At 71.7% G+C, this 19,585-nt stretch carries 20 protein-coding genes; 10 read left to right on the forward strand and 10 right to left on the reverse strand.

The window, feature by feature from the left end:
* The first annotated feature begins 114 nt into the window (after positions 1–114).
* The 3 genes from ACFPA8_RS10945 to ygfZ all read left to right on the forward strand — a co-directional run bounded on the left by ACFPA8_RS10945 (position 115) and on the right by ygfZ (position 2,241).
* Positions 115–693 (forward strand): heme-binding beta-barrel domain-containing protein, encoded by a 579-nt coding sequence (locus ACFPA8_RS10945; protein WP_386446018.1) that lies wholly within the window; start codon positions 115–117, stop codon positions 691–693.
* 22 nt (positions 694–715) lie between these two features.
* Positions 716–1,207, forward strand: a complete 492-nt coding sequence (locus ACFPA8_RS10950; RefSeq protein WP_386446020.1) for a Fur family transcriptional regulator — start codon at positions 716–718, stop codon at positions 1,205–1,207.
* Between the two features lie 62 nt (positions 1,208–1,269).
* Entirely contained in the window at positions 1,270–2,241 is a 972-nt protein-coding gene (gene ygfZ, locus ACFPA8_RS10955; RefSeq protein ID WP_386446023.1) for a CAF17-like 4Fe-4S cluster assembly/insertion protein YgfZ, read from the forward strand.
* A gap of 22 nt (positions 2,242–2,263) precedes the next feature.
* Here the strand turns inward: ygfZ and dtd are convergent, their stop codons facing one another.
* Positions 2,264–2,713, reverse strand: a complete 450-nt coding sequence (dtd, locus tag ACFPA8_RS10960) for a D-aminoacyl-tRNA deacylase (RefSeq protein WP_386446026.1) — start codon at positions 2,711–2,713, stop codon at positions 2,264–2,266.
* A gap of 161 nt (positions 2,714–2,874) precedes the next feature.
* On the opposite strand from dtd, the gene ACFPA8_RS10965 reads away from it, so the two are divergent.
* The 3 genes from ACFPA8_RS10965 to ACFPA8_RS10975 all read left to right on the forward strand — a co-directional run bounded on the left by ACFPA8_RS10965 (position 2,875) and on the right by ACFPA8_RS10975 (position 5,979).
* Entirely contained in the window at positions 2,875–3,468 is a 594-nt protein-coding gene (locus tag ACFPA8_RS10965; RefSeq protein ID WP_386446029.1) for an RsiG family protein, read from the forward strand.
* Between the two features lie 73 nt (positions 3,469–3,541).
* Positions 3,542–4,606 (forward strand): asparaginase, encoded by a 1,065-nt coding sequence (locus ACFPA8_RS10970; RefSeq protein WP_386446031.1) that lies wholly within the window; start codon positions 3,542–3,544, stop codon positions 4,604–4,606.
* A 122-nt stretch (positions 4,607–4,728) separates the two neighbouring features.
* Positions 4,729–5,979, forward strand: coding sequence for a GNAT family N-acetyltransferase (locus ACFPA8_RS10975; protein ID WP_386446034.1), 1,251 nt, complete (start codon positions 4,729–4,731; stop codon positions 5,977–5,979).
* 41 nt (positions 5,980–6,020) lie between these two features.
* Here the strand turns inward: ACFPA8_RS10975 and ACFPA8_RS10980 are convergent, their stop codons facing one another.
* Positions 6,021–6,416, reverse strand: coding sequence for a DUF6188 family protein (locus tag ACFPA8_RS10980; protein ID WP_386446037.1), 396 nt, complete (start codon positions 6,414–6,416; stop codon positions 6,021–6,023).
* 151 nt (positions 6,417–6,567) lie between these two features.
* Positions 6,568–6,744: a hypothetical protein gene (locus ACFPA8_RS10985; protein ID WP_175439819.1), complete on the reverse strand. Its 177-nt coding sequence runs from the start codon at positions 6,742–6,744 to the stop codon at positions 6,568–6,570.
* Between the two features lie 270 nt (positions 6,745–7,014).
* On the opposite strand from ACFPA8_RS10985, the gene ACFPA8_RS10990 reads away from it, so the two are divergent.
* From ACFPA8_RS10990 to ACFPA8_RS11000, 3 genes are all read left to right on the forward strand, one after another.
* A complete protein-coding gene (locus ACFPA8_RS10990; protein WP_386446040.1) occupies positions 7,015–7,890 on the forward strand; it encodes a GntR family transcriptional regulator in 876 nt (291 codons plus the stop codon).
* Between the two features lie 85 nt (positions 7,891–7,975).
* Entirely contained in the window at positions 7,976–9,142 is a 1,167-nt protein-coding gene (locus ACFPA8_RS10995; RefSeq protein ID WP_386446043.1) for a phosphotransferase, read from the forward strand.
* 40 nt (positions 9,143–9,182) lie between these two features.
* Positions 9,183–9,884, forward strand: a complete 702-nt coding sequence (locus tag ACFPA8_RS11000) for an HAD family hydrolase (protein WP_386446046.1) — start codon at positions 9,183–9,185, stop codon at positions 9,882–9,884.
* A 138-nt stretch (positions 9,885–10,022) separates the two neighbouring features.
* Here ACFPA8_RS11000 and ACFPA8_RS11005 read toward each other — a convergent pair whose 3' ends face one another.
* The 5 genes from ACFPA8_RS11005 to ACFPA8_RS11025 all read right to left on the reverse strand — a co-directional run bounded on the left by ACFPA8_RS11005 (position 10,023) and on the right by ACFPA8_RS11025 (position 16,736).
* Complete coding sequence (locus tag ACFPA8_RS11005; protein ID WP_386446049.1) at positions 10,023–12,320, reverse strand: MMPL family transporter; 2,298 nt, start codon at positions 12,318–12,320, stop codon at positions 10,023–10,025.
* Positions 12,320–13,186: a cytochrome d ubiquinol oxidase subunit II gene (locus ACFPA8_RS11010; RefSeq protein WP_386446052.1), complete on the reverse strand. Its 867-nt coding sequence runs from the start codon at positions 13,184–13,186 to the stop codon at positions 12,320–12,322. Before ACFPA8_RS11010 ends, ACFPA8_RS11005 begins: the two co-directional genes overlap by 1 nt.
* Entirely contained in the window at positions 13,186–14,529 is a 1,344-nt protein-coding gene (locus ACFPA8_RS11015) for a cytochrome ubiquinol oxidase subunit I (RefSeq protein ID WP_386446055.1), read from the reverse strand. Before ACFPA8_RS11015 ends, ACFPA8_RS11010 begins: the two co-directional genes overlap by 1 nt.
* 261 nt (positions 14,530–14,790) lie before the next feature.
* A complete protein-coding gene (locus ACFPA8_RS11020) occupies positions 14,791–15,456 on the reverse strand; it encodes a response regulator (RefSeq protein WP_386446058.1) in 666 nt (221 codons plus the stop codon).
* A complete protein-coding gene (locus ACFPA8_RS11025; RefSeq protein ID WP_386446061.1) occupies positions 15,453–16,736 on the reverse strand; it encodes a sensor histidine kinase in 1,284 nt (427 codons plus the stop codon). Before ACFPA8_RS11025 ends, ACFPA8_RS11020 begins: the two co-directional genes overlap by 4 nt.
* Positions 16,737–16,864: 128 nt before the next feature.
* Here ACFPA8_RS11025 and ACFPA8_RS11030 point away from each other — a divergent pair, with 128 nt between their 5' ends.
* On the forward strand, positions 16,865–17,287 hold the full coding sequence (locus ACFPA8_RS11030; RefSeq protein ID WP_386446063.1) for an ankyrin repeat domain-containing protein: 423 nt from the start codon (positions 16,865–16,867) through the stop codon (positions 17,285–17,287).
* 159 nt (positions 17,288–17,446) lie between these two features.
* Here ACFPA8_RS11030 and ACFPA8_RS11035 read toward each other — a convergent pair whose 3' ends face one another.
* Both ACFPA8_RS11035 and ACFPA8_RS11040 read right to left on the reverse strand, forming a co-directional pair.
* Positions 17,447–18,538: a MerR family transcriptional regulator gene (locus ACFPA8_RS11035; RefSeq protein WP_386446066.1), complete on the reverse strand. Its 1,092-nt coding sequence runs from the start codon at positions 18,536–18,538 to the stop codon at positions 17,447–17,449.
* A 110-nt stretch (positions 18,539–18,648) separates the two neighbouring features.
* Positions 18,649–19,497 (reverse strand): class I SAM-dependent methyltransferase, encoded by an 849-nt coding sequence (locus ACFPA8_RS11040; RefSeq protein ID WP_386446069.1) that lies wholly within the window; start codon positions 19,495–19,497, stop codon positions 18,649–18,651.
* Between the last annotated feature and the right edge of the window lie 88 nt (positions 19,498–19,585).

Genomic DNA, 19,585 nt, shown 5'->3' on the forward strand with positions numbered 1-19,585 from the left:
CTCACGCTCAAGAAGCTCTACCAGGGCCAGCGCTGACCGCACGGAAGGCCGGCTCCCCCGGCTCCGCCCAGTGAACCTCTTCCCTCCGGCTTCCTACAGATCGTCTGAGTCCTCATGATCGAGATCCCGTCCGACCTGCACCCGGACCTCGTCCCCCTCGCCTTCCTGCTCGGGAACTGGCAGGGCGCGGGAGTCGCCGCCCTCGACGGTGAGGACGGTCCCGGCACGGACAAGTGCAACTTCGGGCAGGAAGTCACCTTCAGCCACGACGGGCGTGACTTCCTCGAGTACGTCTCGCACAGCTGGCAGCTCGACGACGACGGCAAGAAGGTACGTCCGCTGGAGAGCGAGAGCGGCTTCTGGCGCATCGACGCCGAACGCAAGGTCGAGGTCGTCATGATCCGCGACCAGGGAATCGCCGAGGTGTGGTACGGCGAGATGGCCGACCAGAAACCGCAGATCGACCTCGCCACCGACGCCATCGCCCGTACGCCCGCGGCCGGCGAGTACAGCGGGGGCAAGCGTCTGTACGGCTACGTCAACGGCGACTTGATGTGGGTGGGCGAACGGGCGGCCCCGGGGGTACCGCTCCAGCCGTACATGTCGGCCCACCTGAAGAAGGCCGTCGACCCCAGCGAATGGGCGAAGGACCTGGGCGATCTGCCCGACGACGGCATCGCCTTCTTCAAATAGGCCGCAGTCCTACACTGACCGTGTGGTGACAACCGACTGGCAGAGCGACCTCAGAGCGCGCGGGTACCGGCTGACCCCGCAGCGCCAGCTCGTGCTGGAGGCCGTCGACAAGCTGGAGCACTCCACGCCGGACGACATCCTCGCCGAGGTACGGCGCACGGCGGGCGGTGTGAACATCTCCACCGTCTACCGGACGCTGGAACTGCTCGAAGAGCTCGGCCTCGTCTCGCACGCGCACCTGGGCCACGGCGCCCCGACCTACCACCTCGCCGACCGGCACGACCACATGCACCTGGTGTGCCGGGACTGCTCGGAAGTGATCGAGGCGGAGCTGAAGGTGGCCGGGCCGTTCGTCGACCGCATCCGGGAGACGTTCGGTTTCGACACCGACATGAAGCACTTCGCCATCTTCGGCCGCTGCGGGAAGTGCACCGAGAAGCGCCAGGGCGCGGCGGTGCGGGAGCAGGACGAGCAGGTCCGGCGGCCCTCGGAGCGCGGCGGAGCGCCGTCGTAGGCTGGTCGTATGTCCTTCAGCAGCCAGGTCCGTCGCTTCCCTTCGCCGCCCGGTGGTGCCGCATGAACTCTCCGCTTCTTTCGCTGCCCGGCGCCGTCGCGGCCGAGGGCCAGGACGAAGGTGTCGCCGCGCACTACGGCGATCTCTTCCGGGAGCAGCGGTCGCTGGCCGAGGGCGAGGGTTTCGTCGATCTCTCCCACCGCGGAGTCGTCACCGTCTCCGGCGCCGACCGGCTCTCGTGGCTGCACCTGCTGCTGACCCAGCACGTCAGCGAACTCCCCGCGGGGCACGCCACGGAGGCGCTGATCCTCTCGGCGAACGGGCACATCGAGCACGCGCTGTACCTCGTCGACGACGGGGAGACCGTCTGGATGCACACCGAGCCCGGTTCCCAGGAGGCGCTCATCGCCTACCTGGAGAGCATGCGGTTCTTCTACCGCGTCGAAATCGCCGACCGCACCGAGGAGTTCGCGGTCGTACACCTTCCGGCGGGCTCCATCGCCGAGCAGCCCGAAGGCACCGTCGTACGGGAGACGCCGCACGGCCGGGACCTCTTCCTTCCGCGTCCCGCCCTGAAGTCCTTCGCCGACGCGAGCGGCCCGGCGATCGGCCTCCTCGCCTACGAGGCGCTCCGCGTGGAGAACCACCGCCCGCGGCTGGGCATGGAGACGGACCACCGCACGATTCCGCACGAACTGGGCTGGCTGGGTTCGGCAGTCCACCTCGACAAGGGCTGCTACCGCGGGCAGGAGACCGTCGCCCGCGTGCACAACCTCGGCAAGCCGCCGCGGCGCCTCGTCTTCCTCCACCTGGACGGCAGCGAGGTACGCCTCCCCGTGCACGGCGACCCGGTGCGGCTCGCCTCCGACGGGCCCGAGGGACGCAAGCTCGGCTTCATCACCACGTCCGCCCGGCACCACGAACTCGGCCCCATCGCCATGGCGTTGATCAAGCGCAACGTGCCGGTGGACGCACAGCTGATCGCCGGGGAGCACGCGACGGCGGCGGCGCAGGAGGTCGTCGTCGCCCCCTGAGGGGCGCCGCCGGTCGGGACGGTCAGACCTCCAGCAGAACGGTGAACGGGCCGTCGTTCGTCAGAGAGACCTTCATCTTCGCGCCGAACCGCCCGGTGGCGACCTCGGCGCCCAACTTCCGCAGCTGCGCGACGACTTCGTCGACCAGCGGTTCGGCGACGGCTCCGGGGGCGGCTGCGTTCCAGGTGGGGCGGCGGCCCTTGCGCGCGTCGCCGTAGAGGGTGAACTGGCTGACGACGAGGAGCGGCGCACCGACGTCCGAGCAGGACTTCTCGCCGTCCAGAATCCGCAACGACCACAGTTTGGCGGCCAGTCGGGCCGCTGTCGCGGGCGTGTCCTCGTGGGTGACGCCGACGAGGACGCACAGGCCCTCGCCGGCGATCTCCCCGGCCGTCTCCGGCGCTGCGCCGTCCGGCGAGTCCCCCTCCACCACGACGCTCGCACCGTTCACCCTCTGCACCACAGCTCGCATGGCAGCCATCATGCCGTGCGGCTCGGCGATGTGTTCGCATGCTCCGGATGGGTGCGACATCGCTGCGCGAGAGCACCGCACAGTGGCACGATGCGTACACGCGGTACGTACCGCAGCTCTCACCGCTATTGCGGCTATAAAGGATGAAGGGGACACCATCCATGAGCGCTACCGGCGCCGCCCGTCCGCCCGGCGGCCCACCGGCCGCCGCCCGTGCCGGTTCGGCCACCGCTCCGCTCAGCCCGCTCACGGGCCCTGACGTGGAAGACGCCCGTACCGAGGCGGAGCTGCGCGGGCTGCGGCTGCCCGAGGTGCGGGCACTGCTGCGCCGCGCGCAGCAGGAGGAGGGCGACCTCAGCTACGTACGGCGTCTCCTGCAGGGCCGCATCGACATCCTCCGCGCCGAGCTCGCCCGGCGCACCGCCCCCGGCTCACCGCTGCTGGAGCTGCTCCCCGAGATCCTCGCCGACGGCCCGTCGCAGCACCGCTCGTCGGCACGGCACGTCACGCTGGGCACACCGCAGAGCGAGGAGTACCGCTCCCTCGCCGAAGGGATGCTGGCGGAGGTCGAGTTGAGCGACCTGACCGCGCGTACGGACGCGGAGCTGCACGACGCCATGGCCCGCCTCGTCCGCTACGAGCAGCACGTGTCGCAGCGCCGTCAGGTGATGCAGCGCACTGCGGACGCGTGCAGTACGGAGATCGCCCGCAGGTACCGTGAAGGCGAAGCGCAAGTGGCAGACCTCCTCCCCTGAGTGCCGTGTGACAAGTACCGAGTGACGAGTACCGAGTACGGGGCGGGGGCGACGATCGCGAAAGGCTCCGCCGATGTCCTCCCCCAGCTCGGGTGCGTCCCAGGCGCCCGGTGCGTCCGGTGCGTCCGAGGCCGCCTCGGCCGCTCCGTCCGGCTCCTCCACCCTTACGGCCGGTACCGACGGCGCGATACCGCCGGTGCTCGCCGAGGTCGTACGTTCGGGATTCACCGAGGGGCACCACCGGGGTTCGCTCGTGGTGCTGGCGGCGGACGGCAGCGTCGAACGTGCGCTGGGCGACGTGGCCTCCCCCTTCTTCCCGCGCTCGGCCAACAAGCCCGTCCAGGCGTCGGCGATGCTGCGGGCCGGGCTCGGCCTCTCGGGCGAACGGCTCGCGCTGGCGACGGCGAGCCACTCCGGTGAGCCCTTCCACCTCGACCTCGTCCGCAAGATGCTCGCCGAGCAGGGCCTCACCGAGGACAGCCTGCAGTGCCCGGCCGAACTCCCCATCGACCAGGAGGAGGCCGACCGCGCGCTGCTCGCCGCCGGCTCGCGGGACGCGGCCTTCAGCCGCGTCGCGATGAACTGCTCGGGCAAGCACGCCGCCATGCTCGCCGTCTGCGCGGCGAACGGCTGGCCGCCGGAGAGCTACCTCGACGCCTCCCACCCGCTTCAGCAGCTCATCGCCGAGACCCTCGAATCCCTCTCCGGAGACCGTGTGGCCCACGTCGGGACGGACGGCTGCGGCGCCCCCTTGATGGCCATCACCCTGACGGGCCTGGCCCGCGCGTTCCGCGCCGTCGCGCTCGCCCCGCCGGAGAGCCCGGAGGGCCGCGTCGCCGACGCCATGCGCGCCCACCCGGAGTACGTCGCGGGTACGCGGCGCATCGACACCTGGCTGATGCGCGAAGTGCCGGGCGTCGTCGCGAAGGTGGGGGCCGAGTCGGTGCAGGCGGTGGGCCTGCCGGACGGGCGTGCACTCGCCTTCAAGATCTACGACGGCGGCAACCGGGCCGTGGGCCCGGTGCTGGCCCGTGCGCTCGCGACGCTCGGGATCGACTCCCCCGTGCTCGACCGCATCGCCGACTCGCCGCTGACAGGCGGGGGACGCCGGGTCGGCGAGGTACGCGCGGTCTTCTGAGCCGCGGAGCGTGCCGGGGCGTATGCGCACCCTCCCCGGCGCACGTGCGCCGGCCGGTGCGCCTGTCCGGGCGGGGCGATATTCCGGTGCGTCACCGTTCGTTCCCGCCTAACGTGACCGGCATGGCCCTGGAGATCCGTACTCTCACCTCGCCCGAGGAGTTGCCCGGCTGGTTCCGTGCCGTCGCCGTGGGCTTCCTCCGCGCTCCCGAGATCTCGGACGAGGAGGTGGCGTCCCGCGCGCCGGGCATCGAACTGGGGCGGACTCAGGGCGCGTTCGACGGAGACCGCTGCGTGGGAACCTTCCGTACGATGCCGCAGCAGCTGACCGTCCCCGGCGGCGCGAGCCTGCCGTCGTGCGCCGTCACCAACGTCACGGTCTCCCCGACCCACCGGCGGCGCGGCCTGCTCTCGCGGATGATGGCGGAGGCGCTCGCCGCGGCGAAGGACCGCGGGGACGCCATGGCCTCGCTGATCTCCGCCGAGTATCCGATCTACGGGCGGTACGGGTTCGGCCCGGCCGCCTGGACCGCGGAGTGGGAGGTCGATGTCGCCCGTGCGGGCCTGGACCCGCGCCACTCCGGCCCCGCCGACGGCGGAAGTGTCGATTTCGCGGACGCCGCCGAGGTCCTCCGCGTCGGCCCCGAGCTGTACGAGCGTTACCGCAGGCAGCCGCACCGGCAGGGCGTCATCGACCGCCCCGGCAGGTGGTGGCGGCAGCTCACGGGTCAACTCCGGCACCCCGGGGACCAGTTCACGCTCCCCTTCTTCGCCGTCCACAGGGACGCGGCGGGGGAACCGCAGGGGCTCGTCGCCTACACCGTGAAGGAGCACTGGGAGGCGAAACTCCCCGAGAACACCGTCGAGGTGGCCTCCCTCACCGCTCTCACCCCCGGGGCCGAGCGCGCCCTGTGGCACTTCGTCCTCTCCATCGACTGGGTCGCACGCGTCCGCTCCGGCAACCGCGCCCCCGACGACCTCCTTCCGCTGCTGCTGCCCGACCCGCGGGCGGCCAGGCTCCAGACCCTCGCGGACTTCCTGTGGCTCCGTCCGCTCGACGTCCCGCGCCTGCTGGAGTCCCGCGGCTACCCCGTACCGGGCACGCTCGTCCTCGACCTGCACGACGCGGCGGGGCTCGCGGGCGGCCGGTACCGCCTGGAGGCGGGGCCCGACGGAGCCGCGTGCAAGCCGTGCGACGACAGCGCCGATCTGAGCCTGGAGATCGGGGAGTTGGGGACGCTCCTGCTCGGCGACGAGTCCGCCGTGCGGCTCGCGGCGCTCGGCCGCGTGGAGGAGCAGCGCGAGGGTGCCGCCGTGTCGGCCGACTCCCTCTTCCGTACGTCGCGCCGGGCCTGGTGCCCCGACGTCTTCTGACCGGCAGAACGGGCGGGCGGCACGGCAGTTGCCGCTCCTGGTCAGCGGTGCCAGTGGGCTTCGCCGCCCGGGCCGACCAGCACGGGTGTGACTCCTTCTCCCGTCAGGTTCCACGACTCGAAGCCGGGATGCGGGGCGACGGTCAGACGGGACCCCTGGTCGAAGTCGAGGATCAGCTTCCCGCGGCCCTCGACCCCGACCCCGGTGACCGTCGCGGTGAAGAGGCCGAGGACCGGGGCGAGTGCGGTCCCGCTTCCCGGTTCGAGAGCGTGCCGGCCGCCGGCGGTATCGCTGAGCGTGAAGTCCGTCTCGATGACGAGTTCGGCGTCGAGACGTCTGCCGGCGCCGGAGTCGCAGGCCGTGAAGCTGATTCGGACCTGCTGGTCGAACGCGGTGCGCGAGACATGGGCGCCGACCAGTTCCGTGGGGACCTTCACTCCGCCTCCGCCTCGTCATATGACCGCGTGCAGCCTAGGCTGCTCCGCTGCCCGCTTCCGCGAGGGCGCTGGAGTCGCGGCAGCACGAGGACGGAAGTGGGGGTACGCGGCGCGCGGCATAGGCGTGGGATGGGAACCGCGCGCCGCGCAGTCAGACGATCAGCATGGTGAGAACCACCGCGCCGACACAGCTGCAGGTGATGTTCTTGGCCTTCACACCGACGCTGAGCAGTACGAAACCGATGACCCCGAGGGCACCGAACTGCCATTCCACCAGCCGCTCGAAACCGAGGACTGCTCCCGCGAGCATGAGCGCGTACAGAGGCATGGCATGACCTCCTTCGTCGAACACGGAGAAGACGGAGCGAGGGGCGCCCGTACGGCGTCGGACAGGCGGGATATCCGGAACGCGTGATGTTGCGGAGTTGCGGTTGATGTTGGCGGGCACTGCGCACACTTGGTGACACCTGTTGGACTTGTTCACCATTCGGATCAAGTTGTTCGCCAACTTCAATCGAAGTCTGCCCACTTGGCGGCAGTCTGAAAACAGTTGACCAACAACTCCCGCGGCTTGGGCCGAAGTTGTACCTTCTTTGTTGTGGACAAGACGACCCCCGCTGAACACGGACGCCCGCAGCACGAAGAGGTCGCCGCCAAGCTCCGGGAACGGATCGACTCCGGCGAGCTCCCCGTCGGAGCCCGCATCCCCACGCAGAAGGACCTGGTCAGCGAGTTCGGAGTCAACCGCACCGTCGTCCGCCAGGCCCTCGACGAGCTCAAGCGGGAGGGGCTGCTCACCGACACCGGCCGCGGCGCGCCCCCGACCGTCGCCGAGCCCGCCCACTCCCACGGAGCTCCGCAGCCCGCGGGCACCGAACTGGCGGAACGCCTCTACGAAGCGTTCCGCGCCGAACACGTCACGATCGACGCGTACTCCCTGACCACCGAGACCTTCAACAACGCCCTCGCCAGGCCCCACCGCGCCATCGCCGACGGTCTTCTCACTCCCCGCTCCATCACGGTGCGCGTCATCATCCCCAGCCCGGACGCCTATCTGGCGCTTCCCCGCCTCGTCGACGACCCGGAGGACCGCCGTCCGCTCCAGCGCCTCCATGCGCTCCAGCGGACGTGGGCCACGGCGCTGCGCATGAGCCTCGACAGCTTCAAGCACCGCTACGAAGTGCCCGAAGTCAGCTGCGCCATACGGACGGTGGCGGCGACCCCGCTCCAGAAGCTCTACATCCTCAACGGCACCGAAGCACTGACGGGCTACTACCACGTGGTGCCGGGAGAGGTGGCGTACCAGGGAGAGACGCTCCAGATCTTCGACGTCCTCGGTTTCGAGACGACTCTCTTCCGCTCCACCGCGGGCCCGCGCAGCCACGACAAGCAGGAGATCGCCTTCGTCCAGAACTCGAAGGACTGGTTCAACTCCCTCTGGGAGACGATCGCCGCCCCGCTTCCCCTCGACTGAGCAGGACGGTCGTGGCCGCGTCGCGTCACGCAAGGGGTAGTCTCAGCGCCCTCACTGTCCTCTGAGTCATCATCCGGTGGCGCGCATGACTGTTCCCCCCGAGCCCCTGGCGGTGTCCCCGACCGCCTCGGCTTCCCCCACAGCCTGGGACCGCTGGCGTCTGCGGTGGCACTTCGAGCAGCACCGGCGCCGTCCCGACGGCTTCCAGCTGCACGGTCACCACCACCACAACTACGTCGTGGAGTTGCGCGAGCCGCTCGCCTCGATAGTGCAGGAGGCACCCGGCCGGCTCGGGAAGTTCCGCACCCCTCTGGAGACCGTGCAGGTCCTGCCCCGGGTGTGGCACGAGGGCGACGTCCTCCGCGCACTGCGCCCCGCCCTGCCGGGAGTTCCCCGTGTCCTGATCACGATCGGCCGGCGTGCGCTGCACTCGTACGTCGAAGGTGCCGCCCTGTCCGAGACGGCACCCCCCGGAACTCCGCTCGGGGACGAGACGCTGCGCCGCATCGCCTCGCTCTTCGGCGACCTCGCGGAGGTCCCCGCGGAGAGCCTGCCGCGACTGCCCGCCGAGTGGAGCAGCGACGGCGACAGCGCCCGGTTCCTGCAGAACCTCGCGGACTTCGCCCACCACGAGGTCCACCTGCGCAACCGTCCCCGATTCGGCGCTCTCTTCCGCGAGCTCGGCATCCCGGACGACGCGATGGAGCGGTTCTCCCGCGACGCGAAGCTGCTGCACGACCGTCCGTACTCGCTGCTGCACGCCGACATCCACCGGGCCAATCTGGTGCGCCGCAAGGACGGCGGCCTCGCCCTCGTGGACTGGGAGTGCGCGCTGTTCGGCGATCCTCTGCACGACCTGGCGACCCATCTCGTACGGATGGAGTACACCGCTGAGGAGCAGCGCCGCATGACGGGCCTGTGGCGGCGCGAGATGCGACGGCGCGGGCTGGCCGACCGGCTCGTGGGCATGGAGTCCGATCTGCGTGTCTACCTCGACTTCGAGTACGCGCAGTCCGTCTTTCCCGACACCATCCGCGCGGCCCGTGCCCTGCCCGCCGATGCGGGCCGGAGCGACTTCGAGGTGGCCGCCGCGTCCGTGCACAGGGCGCTGCGGCGGGCCGAGGCGGCGCTGGAGCTGAGGGGCGTCCCCGACCACGCGCACGTCGAGGAAGCGCTGCGCTCCTGGCACCGTGACCGGCAGCCGCCGCCCCGTCGTCTGCCCGCTGTACGCCGTGGCCCACGCGGGAGATAGTTGAGCGACCACCCGCCACGGACCTGGTACGAGGAGCGGAATGCGCGATCTCATCGGTGCCGCGAAGTGCGTGCTCTTCGATTTCGACGGGCCCGTCTGCCATCTCTTCCGGGACCGGCCGACGCCGGCCATCGCCGCACGTCTGCGTGAGGCGGTGCTGACCGACGAGTTCGCCGGCGACGCCGGGAACTGGCTGCCGGAGACCGACGATCCGCTGGAGATACTGCGCGCCGCCTTCGAGCGGCCCGAGCTCGTGGAACGCGGACTCGCGCGGGACATCGAGCGGGCACTGACGAAGGAAGAGGTGCAGGCGGCACCGGGGGCGTTCCCCACGGCCTACGCCGACACCCTCGTCCGTACGCTCTCCGCGACGGGAAGGCAGTTGGCGATCACCACCAACAACTCCCAGCAGGCCGTGGAGCGTTACCTCCAGACCCGGATGACCGGCGAGCTGTTCGCCGACCGCATCCACGGGCGCAGCTCCGAGGGGCCGCTGCGCCTGAAGCCCGATCCGTACTGCCTGCTGAAGGCCCTCGAGTCGACGGGTACGTCCCCGCAGGACGCCCTGATGATCGGGGACGCGGCCCGCGATCTGGAGGCGGCGCGTGCGGCCGGAGTGGCCTTCGTCGGATACGCGCGCGACGAACACAAGGCGGAGCAGCTGCGGGCGGCGGGCGCCGAACACACCGTCGACTCCCTGCGGGACGTCGTGCTGGCCGTCGATCCGGGCGCGCACGTCTGATCCGGGCGCACGTCTGATCCGGTACGGAGCGGGGTCGCGGCAGCGGGGCGCCGGCGCGACGGGGCGGTACGGGCAAGGCCGACCCGCCCTGCCCGTACCGCAGCCGCCGCAGCCGCAGGCAACGGCCGTCACCGCACGTCAGTGATGCTCCAGCCGTACCCTCGGCAGGACCTTGCGCAGCCACCCCGGCAGCCACCAGGCGCTGCGGCCCAGCAGCTGCATGACCGCGGGGACGACCAGGCAGCGGATGACCACCGCGTCGAGCAGGATCGCCACCGCCAGTCCCAGACCGAACTGCTGAAGCATGCGGTCGGGGCTGAGCACGAAGGCCGCGAAGACGACGATCATGATGGCGCCGGCCGCCGTGATCACCTTGCCGGTGTGGGCCAGCCCCTCCCGTACCGCCAGACCGGGGTCCCGGGTGCGTTCCCATTCCTCGTGGATGCGGGAGAGCAGGAAGACCTCGTAGTCCATCGAGAGCCCGAAGACGATCGCGAAGATCATCACCGGGATGAACGCCTCGACCGGCCCCGGCTGCACTCCGAACCAGCCGTGCTGGAAGACGAGGGTGATCACGCCCAGCGACGCTCCGATGCTCAGCAGGTTCAGCACGGCGGCCTTCAGCGGGATCAGCACGGAGCGGAACACCGCGGTGAGCAGCAGCGCCGAGAGTCCGACCACGACGGCGACGAAGAGGGGCATACGGTCGGCGACCGTGGCGGCGAAGTCCTCGGAAGCCGCCGTGGGGCCGCCGATGAGGAACCGGGCGTCGGTGCGCTGCTCCAGCGGCGGAAGTACGTCCGCACGCAGGGCCGTCACCAGGCCGGACGTCGCTCCGTCCTGGGGTGCCGAGTCGGGGAAGGCGAAGACGGTCGCGGTGGAGGGGTCGGAGGTCGGAACGGGGGGCGAGGTCTCCGCGATTCCGGGGACCTGCGCGAGTTCGCTGCGCAGCGCGCGGGCGGCGTCGGCCACACTCCCGTCCGTACCGCGGCTTTCGGCGACGACGATCAGCGGACCGTTGAAGCCCGGCCCGAAACCGTCCGCGAGCAGGTCGTACGCGGCGCGGCTCGACTTGGTCCGCGGGTCGTTGCCGGCGTCGGCGAAGCCCAGCCGCAGGCCGAGCGCCGGTGCCGCGAGCGCGCCGAGAGCGATCACCGACACCAGCAGAGCCGCCCACGGCCGGCGCTGGACGGCCGCGCCCCAGCGGCGCCACCTCGCGCCCTCCGCCCCGCTCTCCCCGGTGCCGCCGTGACCGTTCTCGCGCCGCTTCGCGGCCCGGCGCGCGACGTTGCGTTCGATCCGGCGGCCGACGACTGCCAAGAGGGCCGGAAGCAGCGTCAACGAGGCGAGCATGGTGACGAGTACGGTCAGCGCGACGGCCAGTGCCACTCCCTGGAGTGACCCCAGGCCGAGGACGACCAGTCCGAGCAGCGCGATGATCACGGTGCAGCCGGCGAAGAAGACGGTGCGGCCGGCGGCGTCCATGGCGCGGCGGGCGGCGCTCTCGCGGTCTGCGCCGTGCAGCAGTTCGCCCCGGTAGCGGGTGAAGATCAGCAGTGCGTAGTCGATGCCCACGCCCAGGCCGACCAGCATCATCACGTAGGGCGTGAAGTCGGCGACGGTGAAGGCGTGGGAGGCCAGCACGATCAGCCCCAGGGCCGTTCCCACCGCGAAGACCGCCGTCACCACGGGCACGCTCGCGGCGATCAGCGACCCGAACAGGAAGACGAGGATCACCAGCGCGCCCATGATTCCCGCGCCTTCGGCGGCCCCGCCCCCGGACTCCTCCGCCGCCCGGGCGGCCTCGCCGCCCAACTCCACCTGCAGACCGCCCCCTTGGGCGCTGCGGGCAGTCGTGAGGATGCGTTCGGTGCGTTCCGGGGGAACCTGTTCGGCCTTGCCGTCGAGTGTGACGGTGGCGTAGCCGGTGCTCCCGTCCCGGGAGACCGCCGAGCCGTCCTGGTACGGGCTGCGCACCTGGGCGACGCCCGGCAGTGCGCCGACCTTCTCCAGCATGGGCTCGACGCGCTCGCGTACGGCCGTCGCGCGGACGCCGCCGTCGCCCTCGTCGTGCAGCACGATCTGGACGCTGTCCCCGGCCTGTACGGAGCCGTGCTCCTGCATCACCTCCAGGGCGCGCTGCGAGTCGGTGCCGGGAAGGGAGAAGTCGTTGCGGTAGGCGTCACCCGCACCGGAGGCGAGCACCTGGGTGCCCACGAGCACCGCCACCCACAGCAGCAGCGCCCACCAGCGGCGCCGGGCGGAGAGTGCGGCGATGCGCTCGAAGACGCTCCTTCCGGCGCCCCCGGAGGCCGCGTGGCCGTCCTGCCGCGTCTTCCCCGTGCCCGGGGGCGGGCCGGTCCCCGTTCCCTGTGCGGCGTCCCCTCCCGCTCCGGTTTCCGGGTCCGGCTGGGCTTCTGTGCCTGTGCGGCCCATCACGAGTCACCTTCCTCGATGTCCATGTGCAGTGCGTGCGTCGAGTCGTCTGCGGGCAGGGGGATTCCGGGCCGCCAGGGGCGGCGGCCGAAGCTCCGCCACATCCACACCTGGGCGCCGATCAGCAGCGGCAGGACGGTCAGGAGGGCCGGCACGAGGAGGCTCAGCACCGGTTCCGTCACGGCGGACTCGGCCAGCGGAAGCCGGGCGCCGCCGGCCACCGGCAGGGCCGCCATCGCCAGGGCCGTCACGGCGAGAGCCCCACGCGGGCCTCCCCCGCGTCCGCTCAGCCGGCGTGCCCGCTCCCCGGGGGCGCCCGTCAGGCGCAGCGCCCCGAACGCGAGACCGTGCGCGGCGAAGAGCGCGGCGACGGCGAGCGCCGTCCCGACAGCGGGAAGTCCCGCGGCCGGACGTCCGGGAGTGCCCGCGAACAGCCCGGCCAGCAACCACCCCCACGAGAGGGCGACGGCCCAACTACCGCCCGTCACCAGCCAGTCGGGGAACGAGTTCGGGCTGCCCCGCCGGCCGTCCGGGTGCTGTCCGTTCACGTGCCACCACAGGCCCGTGTCGCGCAGCATCCACCCGGCCAGCAGCGGGATCAGCGCCGCAACCTGGCCCTGGAACAACTCGCCTTCCAGCGCGGTGAAGCAGCCCGTGAAGACACCGGCCGCGGCGACCAGCCACACCTCGTTGCCGAGGAAGAAGGGGACGGCGGCGGCAACCGTGAGACGCCGTTCGTGCGCGCCCCGTGCCAGGTACGGCAGCACCATGCCCAGTCCGAGATCGGCGCCCGCCAGCACGGACCAGCCGACGGTGAAGAATGCCAGCAGGCCCACGGCCGCCGTCTCCAGTACGTCCTGTGACATCACAGGCTCCACACCGGGTGTTGTGCGTCTGCTCCGGCACCGGTCGCCCGGCCCCTCCCGGAGCCGCCGCCGGGCCCGCCGTCCGGCTCGCGTTCGTCGCGGCCCAGCAGCGGATCGTCGGGACCTCGTGCGGCAGTACGCAGCAGCAGCCACCAGTTGAGGACGACGAGCAGGGCGAAGAGCGTCCCGAACACGGCCAGCGAAGTCCGCATCTGCCCGGCGGAGAGCTCGGATACGGCGTCCTCCGTCTTCAACAGGCCCTGGATGACCCATGGCTGACGACCCGCCTCGCGGAATATCCATCCCGCGGTCATCGCGATGTACGGCAGCGGCACCAGCGCCATCAGCACCACGTGCCAGGCACGGAACCGGTGGACGGCCTTGCTGAAGGCGGCCAGCACCGCTCCCGGCAGGCAGACGTGGAGCAGCACGGCGAAGACGAGAAGCATCACGACGGCTCCGCCTCGCGTCAGCGCCGTGGACGGCACGTAGTCGCCCGCCCCGAACTGTGCTAACAACTCCTCCTGCAGCCGGGCGATTTCGCTCTCCTCCCCCTGGAAGACGGCGAGCTTCATGGGCTGGACGCCAGCCAGGGAGGCCAGTTGAACGCCGCCCAGTGCCGCGGTGAGGAAGAGGGCCGGTACGGAGGTGAACACCCCGATCCGCAGCGACTTGCGGAACACTTCGTGCGCGGGGCTGCGTCTGAAGAGGTGGTACGCGCTCACGCCCGCCATGAAGACGGCGGCGGTGAGCAGCGCGCCGCCGAAGATGTGGAAGAAGGCGAGCAGCGAGCTGGGGTTGGTGAGCACCGCCCACGTGCCGTCCAGCTCGATCCCGCCGCCGTGCCCGGCCCCCTTGGGCGAATTCCGGTATCCGACGGGGTTGTTGAGGAACCCGTTGGTGATCAGGATCCAGTACGCGGACAGGTACGCGGTGAGAGTGACCACCCACAGCAGTCCCAGGTGGACCCACTTGCCGAAGCGGTTCCAGCCGAAGATCCACAGGCCCAGGAAGGTCGACTCGACGAAGAAGGCCACCACCGTCTCCATCGCGAGCGAAGCGCCGAACAGCCCGCCCGCGTAGTGCCCCAGCCCGCTCCAGGCCATCCCGAACTGGAACTCCATGACGATGCCGGTGACGATCCCCACGGCGTAGTTGACGACGTAGAGCTGTCCCCAGAAACGCACCATGCGCCCGTAGACCTCGGCTCCGGAGAGCACGGCCCACGTCTGGATGCAGGCGACGACCGGCGCCAGGCCGAGAGTCAGCGAGACGAAGAGGAAGTGGCCGCCCGCCGTGAGAGCGAACTGCCACCGTGCGAGATCGAGAGTCTGGGGGTCCACGCCCGACAGCGTGCGTGTACGGCTGCCGCCCCGGCGTCACCCCACGGCGGTGATGTGCGGTACGCCAGGAGTTGAGGCCACGGTCCGGCCCGTACCGCCCCGGTTGCGGCCGGCCCCCAGACGCCCCTGATACGACCCCTGAGGCGGCCCGCTGCCCCGGCCCTCCGCGCGTCCTCGCCACGGGTGCTCACGCGGGCCGGCGCCCGGACCCCGAGGGGCGGGGCGCCCTCGTCGCGGCACGCCGGCGGCACCGGCCCCGCGCTACGCCAGCCAGCCCGGGGTGATCATGCCCGTCTCGTAGGCGAGGACGACCAGCTGTGCCCTGTCCCGCACGGCCAGCTTCGTCATCAGCCTGCTCACGTGGGTCTTGGCCGTCGCCGGGCTGAGGACCAGCCGCTGGGCGATCTCGTCGTTCGACAGGCCGGACCCCACCAGCGTCATGACCTCACGCTCGCGTTCCGTCAGCGCGTTCAGCCGCGGGCTCGGCCCCGGCCGCTGCGCACGTCCCGCGAACTCGGAGATCAGCCGGCGTGTGACAGCGGGGGCGATGAGCGCGTCGCCGCGGGCCACGACACGTACTGCGTGCAGCAGTTCGGTCGGTTCGGTGTCCTTCACGAGGAAGCCGGAGGCGCCGGCGCGCAGCGCTCCGTAGACGTAGTCGTCGACGTCGAAGGTGGTCAGGATGACGACCCTGACTCCGTCGAGCCGGTCGTCGCCTGCGATGTCCCGCGTCGCCTCCAGCCCGTCACGCTCCGGCATGCGGATGTCCATCAGCACGACGTCCGGCCTCGACTCCCTTGCCAGACGCACAGCTTCGCGGCCGTCCGAAGCCTCCCCGACGACCTCGATGTCGTCCTCGTCCACGAGGATCGACTTGAAGCCGGCACGTACCAGTGTCTGGTCGTCGGCCAGCAGCACCCGGATCACGGAGTCCCCTCCCCCGGCTCGCGCAGCGGCAGCCGGGCCTCCACGACCCAGCCGGTGCCCTCACCCGCGTGACCGTGCACCGCCCCGCCGCCTGCCCCGCCACCGGCCCCGCCGTCCGCCCCGCGGCCCGCCGCGGCACCCGCCGCGTTGCCCACCGTCAGCCAGCCGCCGAGCGCCCGCGCCCGCTCCTCCATACCGCTGATGCCGCTGCCCCGCGCTCCTCGCGGCGCGCCGCGCCCGTCGTCCTCGACCCGCACCCGTAGCACCGTTCCTCCTTCGTCACCCTCGCCGCCGGCCTCGTCCCGGACCTGCACCCGCGCGCTCCGTGCGTGCGCGTGCCGTACGACGTTCGTCAGCGACTCCTGCACGATGCGGTACGCCGCCAAGCTCACCTGCGGGGGCAGTTGGGCCCGTACGTCCACCTCGACGCGCACGTCGAGGCCGGCGCGGCGGGCACGTTCGCCGAGGGCCTCGATCTCGCCCGTACCGACCGCCGCCGGCACTGTCGGTGCCGGCTCGTCCACCTGTCGCAACACACCCAGTGTGGCCCGCAGTTCACGCAACGCCTCCCGGCTGGCGTCCCGCACCGATTCCATGGCCCGCAGCAGTTCGTCCGTACGGGAGGAGTCCTTCGCGTGCCGGTGCAGTGCGGCCCCGGCCTGCACGTTGATCAGCGAGATGCTGTGGCCCAGCACGTCGTGCAGCTCCCGGGCGATGCGCAGCCTCTCCTCCGCCGCGGACTGCATGGCCCGGACGTCCTTCTCACGCTCCGCCGCCAGGGCGCGCTGTTCCGCCTCCCGCAGATACGCCTGGCGTGTGCGCTGGGCGTACCCGGCAGCGACCAGACCCACGAACCACCCCACGAGCAGGAACATCGCGGCGTCGTCGACATGGCGCTCGCCCCGGGAGAGACCGAGCTCTCCGTAGGCCACGCTCACCAGCGTGACCAGGGCGATCGTCGCCGCGGCGATCAGATGTCCGTCGGCGGCGACCGTGTACAGGGCGACGGCGAAGGCCAGCACGAGCAGCGGGACGTCCTCGTTGCTGATCGGGAAGTAGACGCCGTTGCAGAGCAGCACGAACACACCGACGGCGACGGGCCGGCGGTGCCGCCAGTACAGCGCGCCGCACCCCGCGACCGTCAGGAGCCACCCGGCCGCCTCCTGACGCGGCGAGGAGGACTCCACGCCCTGCTTCACGAAGAGGACCCACACCACGGCCAGTACCGCCGCGGCCAGGACCGCCACGACGGCAAGGGTGCGGGGCTTATAGGCGGGCATGCGACGAAGCGTACGTAAGGTGGGCAGCCGAAGCACCGCGCCGGCCCTCCCGCGGCTTCGGCCGGGTGGGGTGCTCCCGACGGGAGGTGCCGCCGGCCCACCCGGCGCAGCAGGACGAGGAGAACGCGATGAGCGACGCCCCCACGCCCGAGAGCAACGAACCCGCGCACGACCCCGAAGTCCTGGAGCTCGCACAGAAGATCTTCCAGCTGGCCCGGCACGGCGACACCGACACCATCGCCGCCTACGTCGACGCCGGAGTCCCCCCGGACCTCACCAACGACAAGGGCGACTCCCTCGTCATGCTGGCGGCCTACCACGGTCACGCCCCGGCCGTGCAGGTGCTCCTGGACCGCGGCGCGGATCCCGACAAGCCCAACGACAAGGGGCAGACGCCCATCGCGGGTGCCGTCTTCAAGGGCGAGGAACAAGTGGTGCGGATGCTCCTCGACCGAGGAGCGGACCCGCGGGCGGGGCAGCCTTCGGCTGTGGAGACGGCGCGGATGTTCGAGAAGACCGAGCTGCTCGAACTCTTCGGGGAGAGCGCCTGACCGGTGCCCGCGACGGCGGCTCCGCCTCCAGGGCCGGGCGGGACGGGACTGGCCAGGGCGGGACGGAACCAGAACGGAACGGGCGGGACGGGACGCGCTGCGGCCCGCCCCGCCCCGGCTCTCCCCCCTCCCCGCGTCTCCGCGTCTCCGTGGGGGAAGCTACGCCTCCAGCACGTCGGCGACGACGCAGCTGACGTTGTCGGGCCCGCCCGACTGCCGTGCCATGCCGACCAGTTCGCGTACGGTCTCCTCCGGCCCGGCCCCTCCGGCGACGGTCTGCCGAACCCGCTCGGCGGGCACCACGGCCGTCAGTCCGTCGGAACACAGCAGGTAGCGGTCGCCGGCCCGCGCGTCCTGGAGCCGCACATCGGGCCGGGTTCCCGGACGCACACCGAGCGCCCGCATCAGCAGCGCACGCTGCGGATGTGAAGCCGCCTCCTCGGCGGTGATGCGCCCGTCGTCGACCATCTTCTGTACGAGCGTGTGGTCGTGGGTGATCTGGAAGAACCCGCCGTCCCGCAGCAGATACGCGCGGGAGTCCCCGATGTGGACGAGGGCCAGCTGTGAGCCCGTCCACAACATCGCGGTGAGCGTCGTGCCGGCCTCGCCGCCGCCCTCCGGGCCTGCTCCGGCGACTTCGCGCACGGCCTGGCCGGCCCGCGTGACGCTCTCCTCCAGGACGTTGAGGAGATCCGCCGCGGAGAGGGCGTCCGCGAGGGAACCGTCCGTCTCCAGCCTCCGCAGAGTGTCGACGGCCGCCGCGCTCGCGGGGGCGCCGCTGCCGCCGAATCCGTCGGCGACGGCGAGCACCTGCGAACCGGCGTACGCGGCGTCCTGGTTGCTCTCGCGCACGAGTCCGGCGTCGGACAGTGCGGCGTACCGGATGGCCAGGGGTCTGTCGTTGTTCGGCATGTGCTGTTCCCTCCGTGACAGGTGGTCGACGAGGAAGGCGGCCATGCCGCGCCGGGCGGCGACGTCGTTCTCGACCTCCGCCCAGTACGCCTCCACCTCACGCGCGGCGGCGGGACCGTCCATGGCGGTCACGTCGCGGATACGCGAGAGAGGCATGCCGAGACGCCGCAGCCACGCCACCAGCCGGGCCTGTTCCAGCTGTTCGGGGGCGTAGAGGCGGTAGCCGGTCACCGGGTCGACGCGGGCGGGTGGGAGCAGTCCGAGTTCGTCGTACAGGCGCAGCGCCTTCGGCGAGAGCCGGGACGCCTTCGCGAACGCCCCGATGGTCAGCAACCCCATGTCCGCTCCTCCTCACGCCGGGCGTCCGGCCCGGCCCCGCCGATGCTGTGGCCTGCCCCGAGGGCAAGGTCAAGGACGGGCCGGAAACAGGTCACGCGACCGGAAACAGGTCACGGAAGAGGACGGGAGCGGGGGCCGGTGCCGTTCCCGGGGGCCCTGGCCGTGAGACCGGGGGCCCTGGCCGTGAGAACGGAGACGGTCACGTGCTCGGTGAAGCGCTCGCACGGCCCCAGCGCCTCACCGATACGCGCCGCGAAGCCGGGCCGGGCGGCGGGAGGCGGCAGCAGGTCCTCGGGGACCGCGGAGAGGACACCGCCCACGACTTCCGCGAGGGCCGGCTCCGCGTCGTACGAGACGTACCGGGTGCGTACGTCCTCGAACCCGGCCGCCTCCAGGGCACGCGCGTACCGGAGCCGGTCCTGCGCGGCTGTGCCGCAGGTGTCCTTCAGCTCGGTCCCGAAGTGCTCCTCCAGAAAGCCGCGCAGGGCCCGTGACCAGGCGCTGTCCTGCAGCCAGGCGGGGGAGCCGTTGGCGAGGACGGCGACTCCCCCGCCGGGGCGGAGCAGCGGCAGGAGTGCACCGAAGAGCGTGCCGTGCCGCATCCAGTGCAGCGCCTGCCCGATCACTGCCGCCGCGAGGGCCCGTCCGCCCAGCAGCGTCCCGAGGGCGGGCACGTCGGTGTCGGCACCGAGGACCCACGTGACGTTGCCGGAGTCCTGCCGCGCGGCTGCGTCTCTCGCATGACCGAGCATGTCGGGTTCGGGGTCCATGCCGATCACCGAGCCGACGCGCCCGGCAAGGGGGAGGGCCAGCTGCCCGGTGCCGCAGCCCAGGTCGAGCACGGTGTCGGCCGTGCCCAACTCGAAGGTCTCGGCGAGCACTTCGATGACCTCGGGTGGATAGCCGCGCCGGAACTCGGCGTAGTACCGGGCCACGTCACCGCTGAATCCGGAAGACATGTCCGTCATGCTGCCCCGGCGCGGACGGCAGGGTGGCGGATGTCGCCGAGAGCAGAGCGGCGCGGCGCGGCGCGGCACGGCACGCTTC

Origin of the sequence: Streptomyces ovatisporus, assembly GCF_042653885.1 — a bacterium.
Classification (GTDB): domain Bacteria; phylum Actinomycetota; class Actinomycetes; order Streptomycetales; family Streptomycetaceae; genus Streptomyces; species Streptomyces ovatisporus.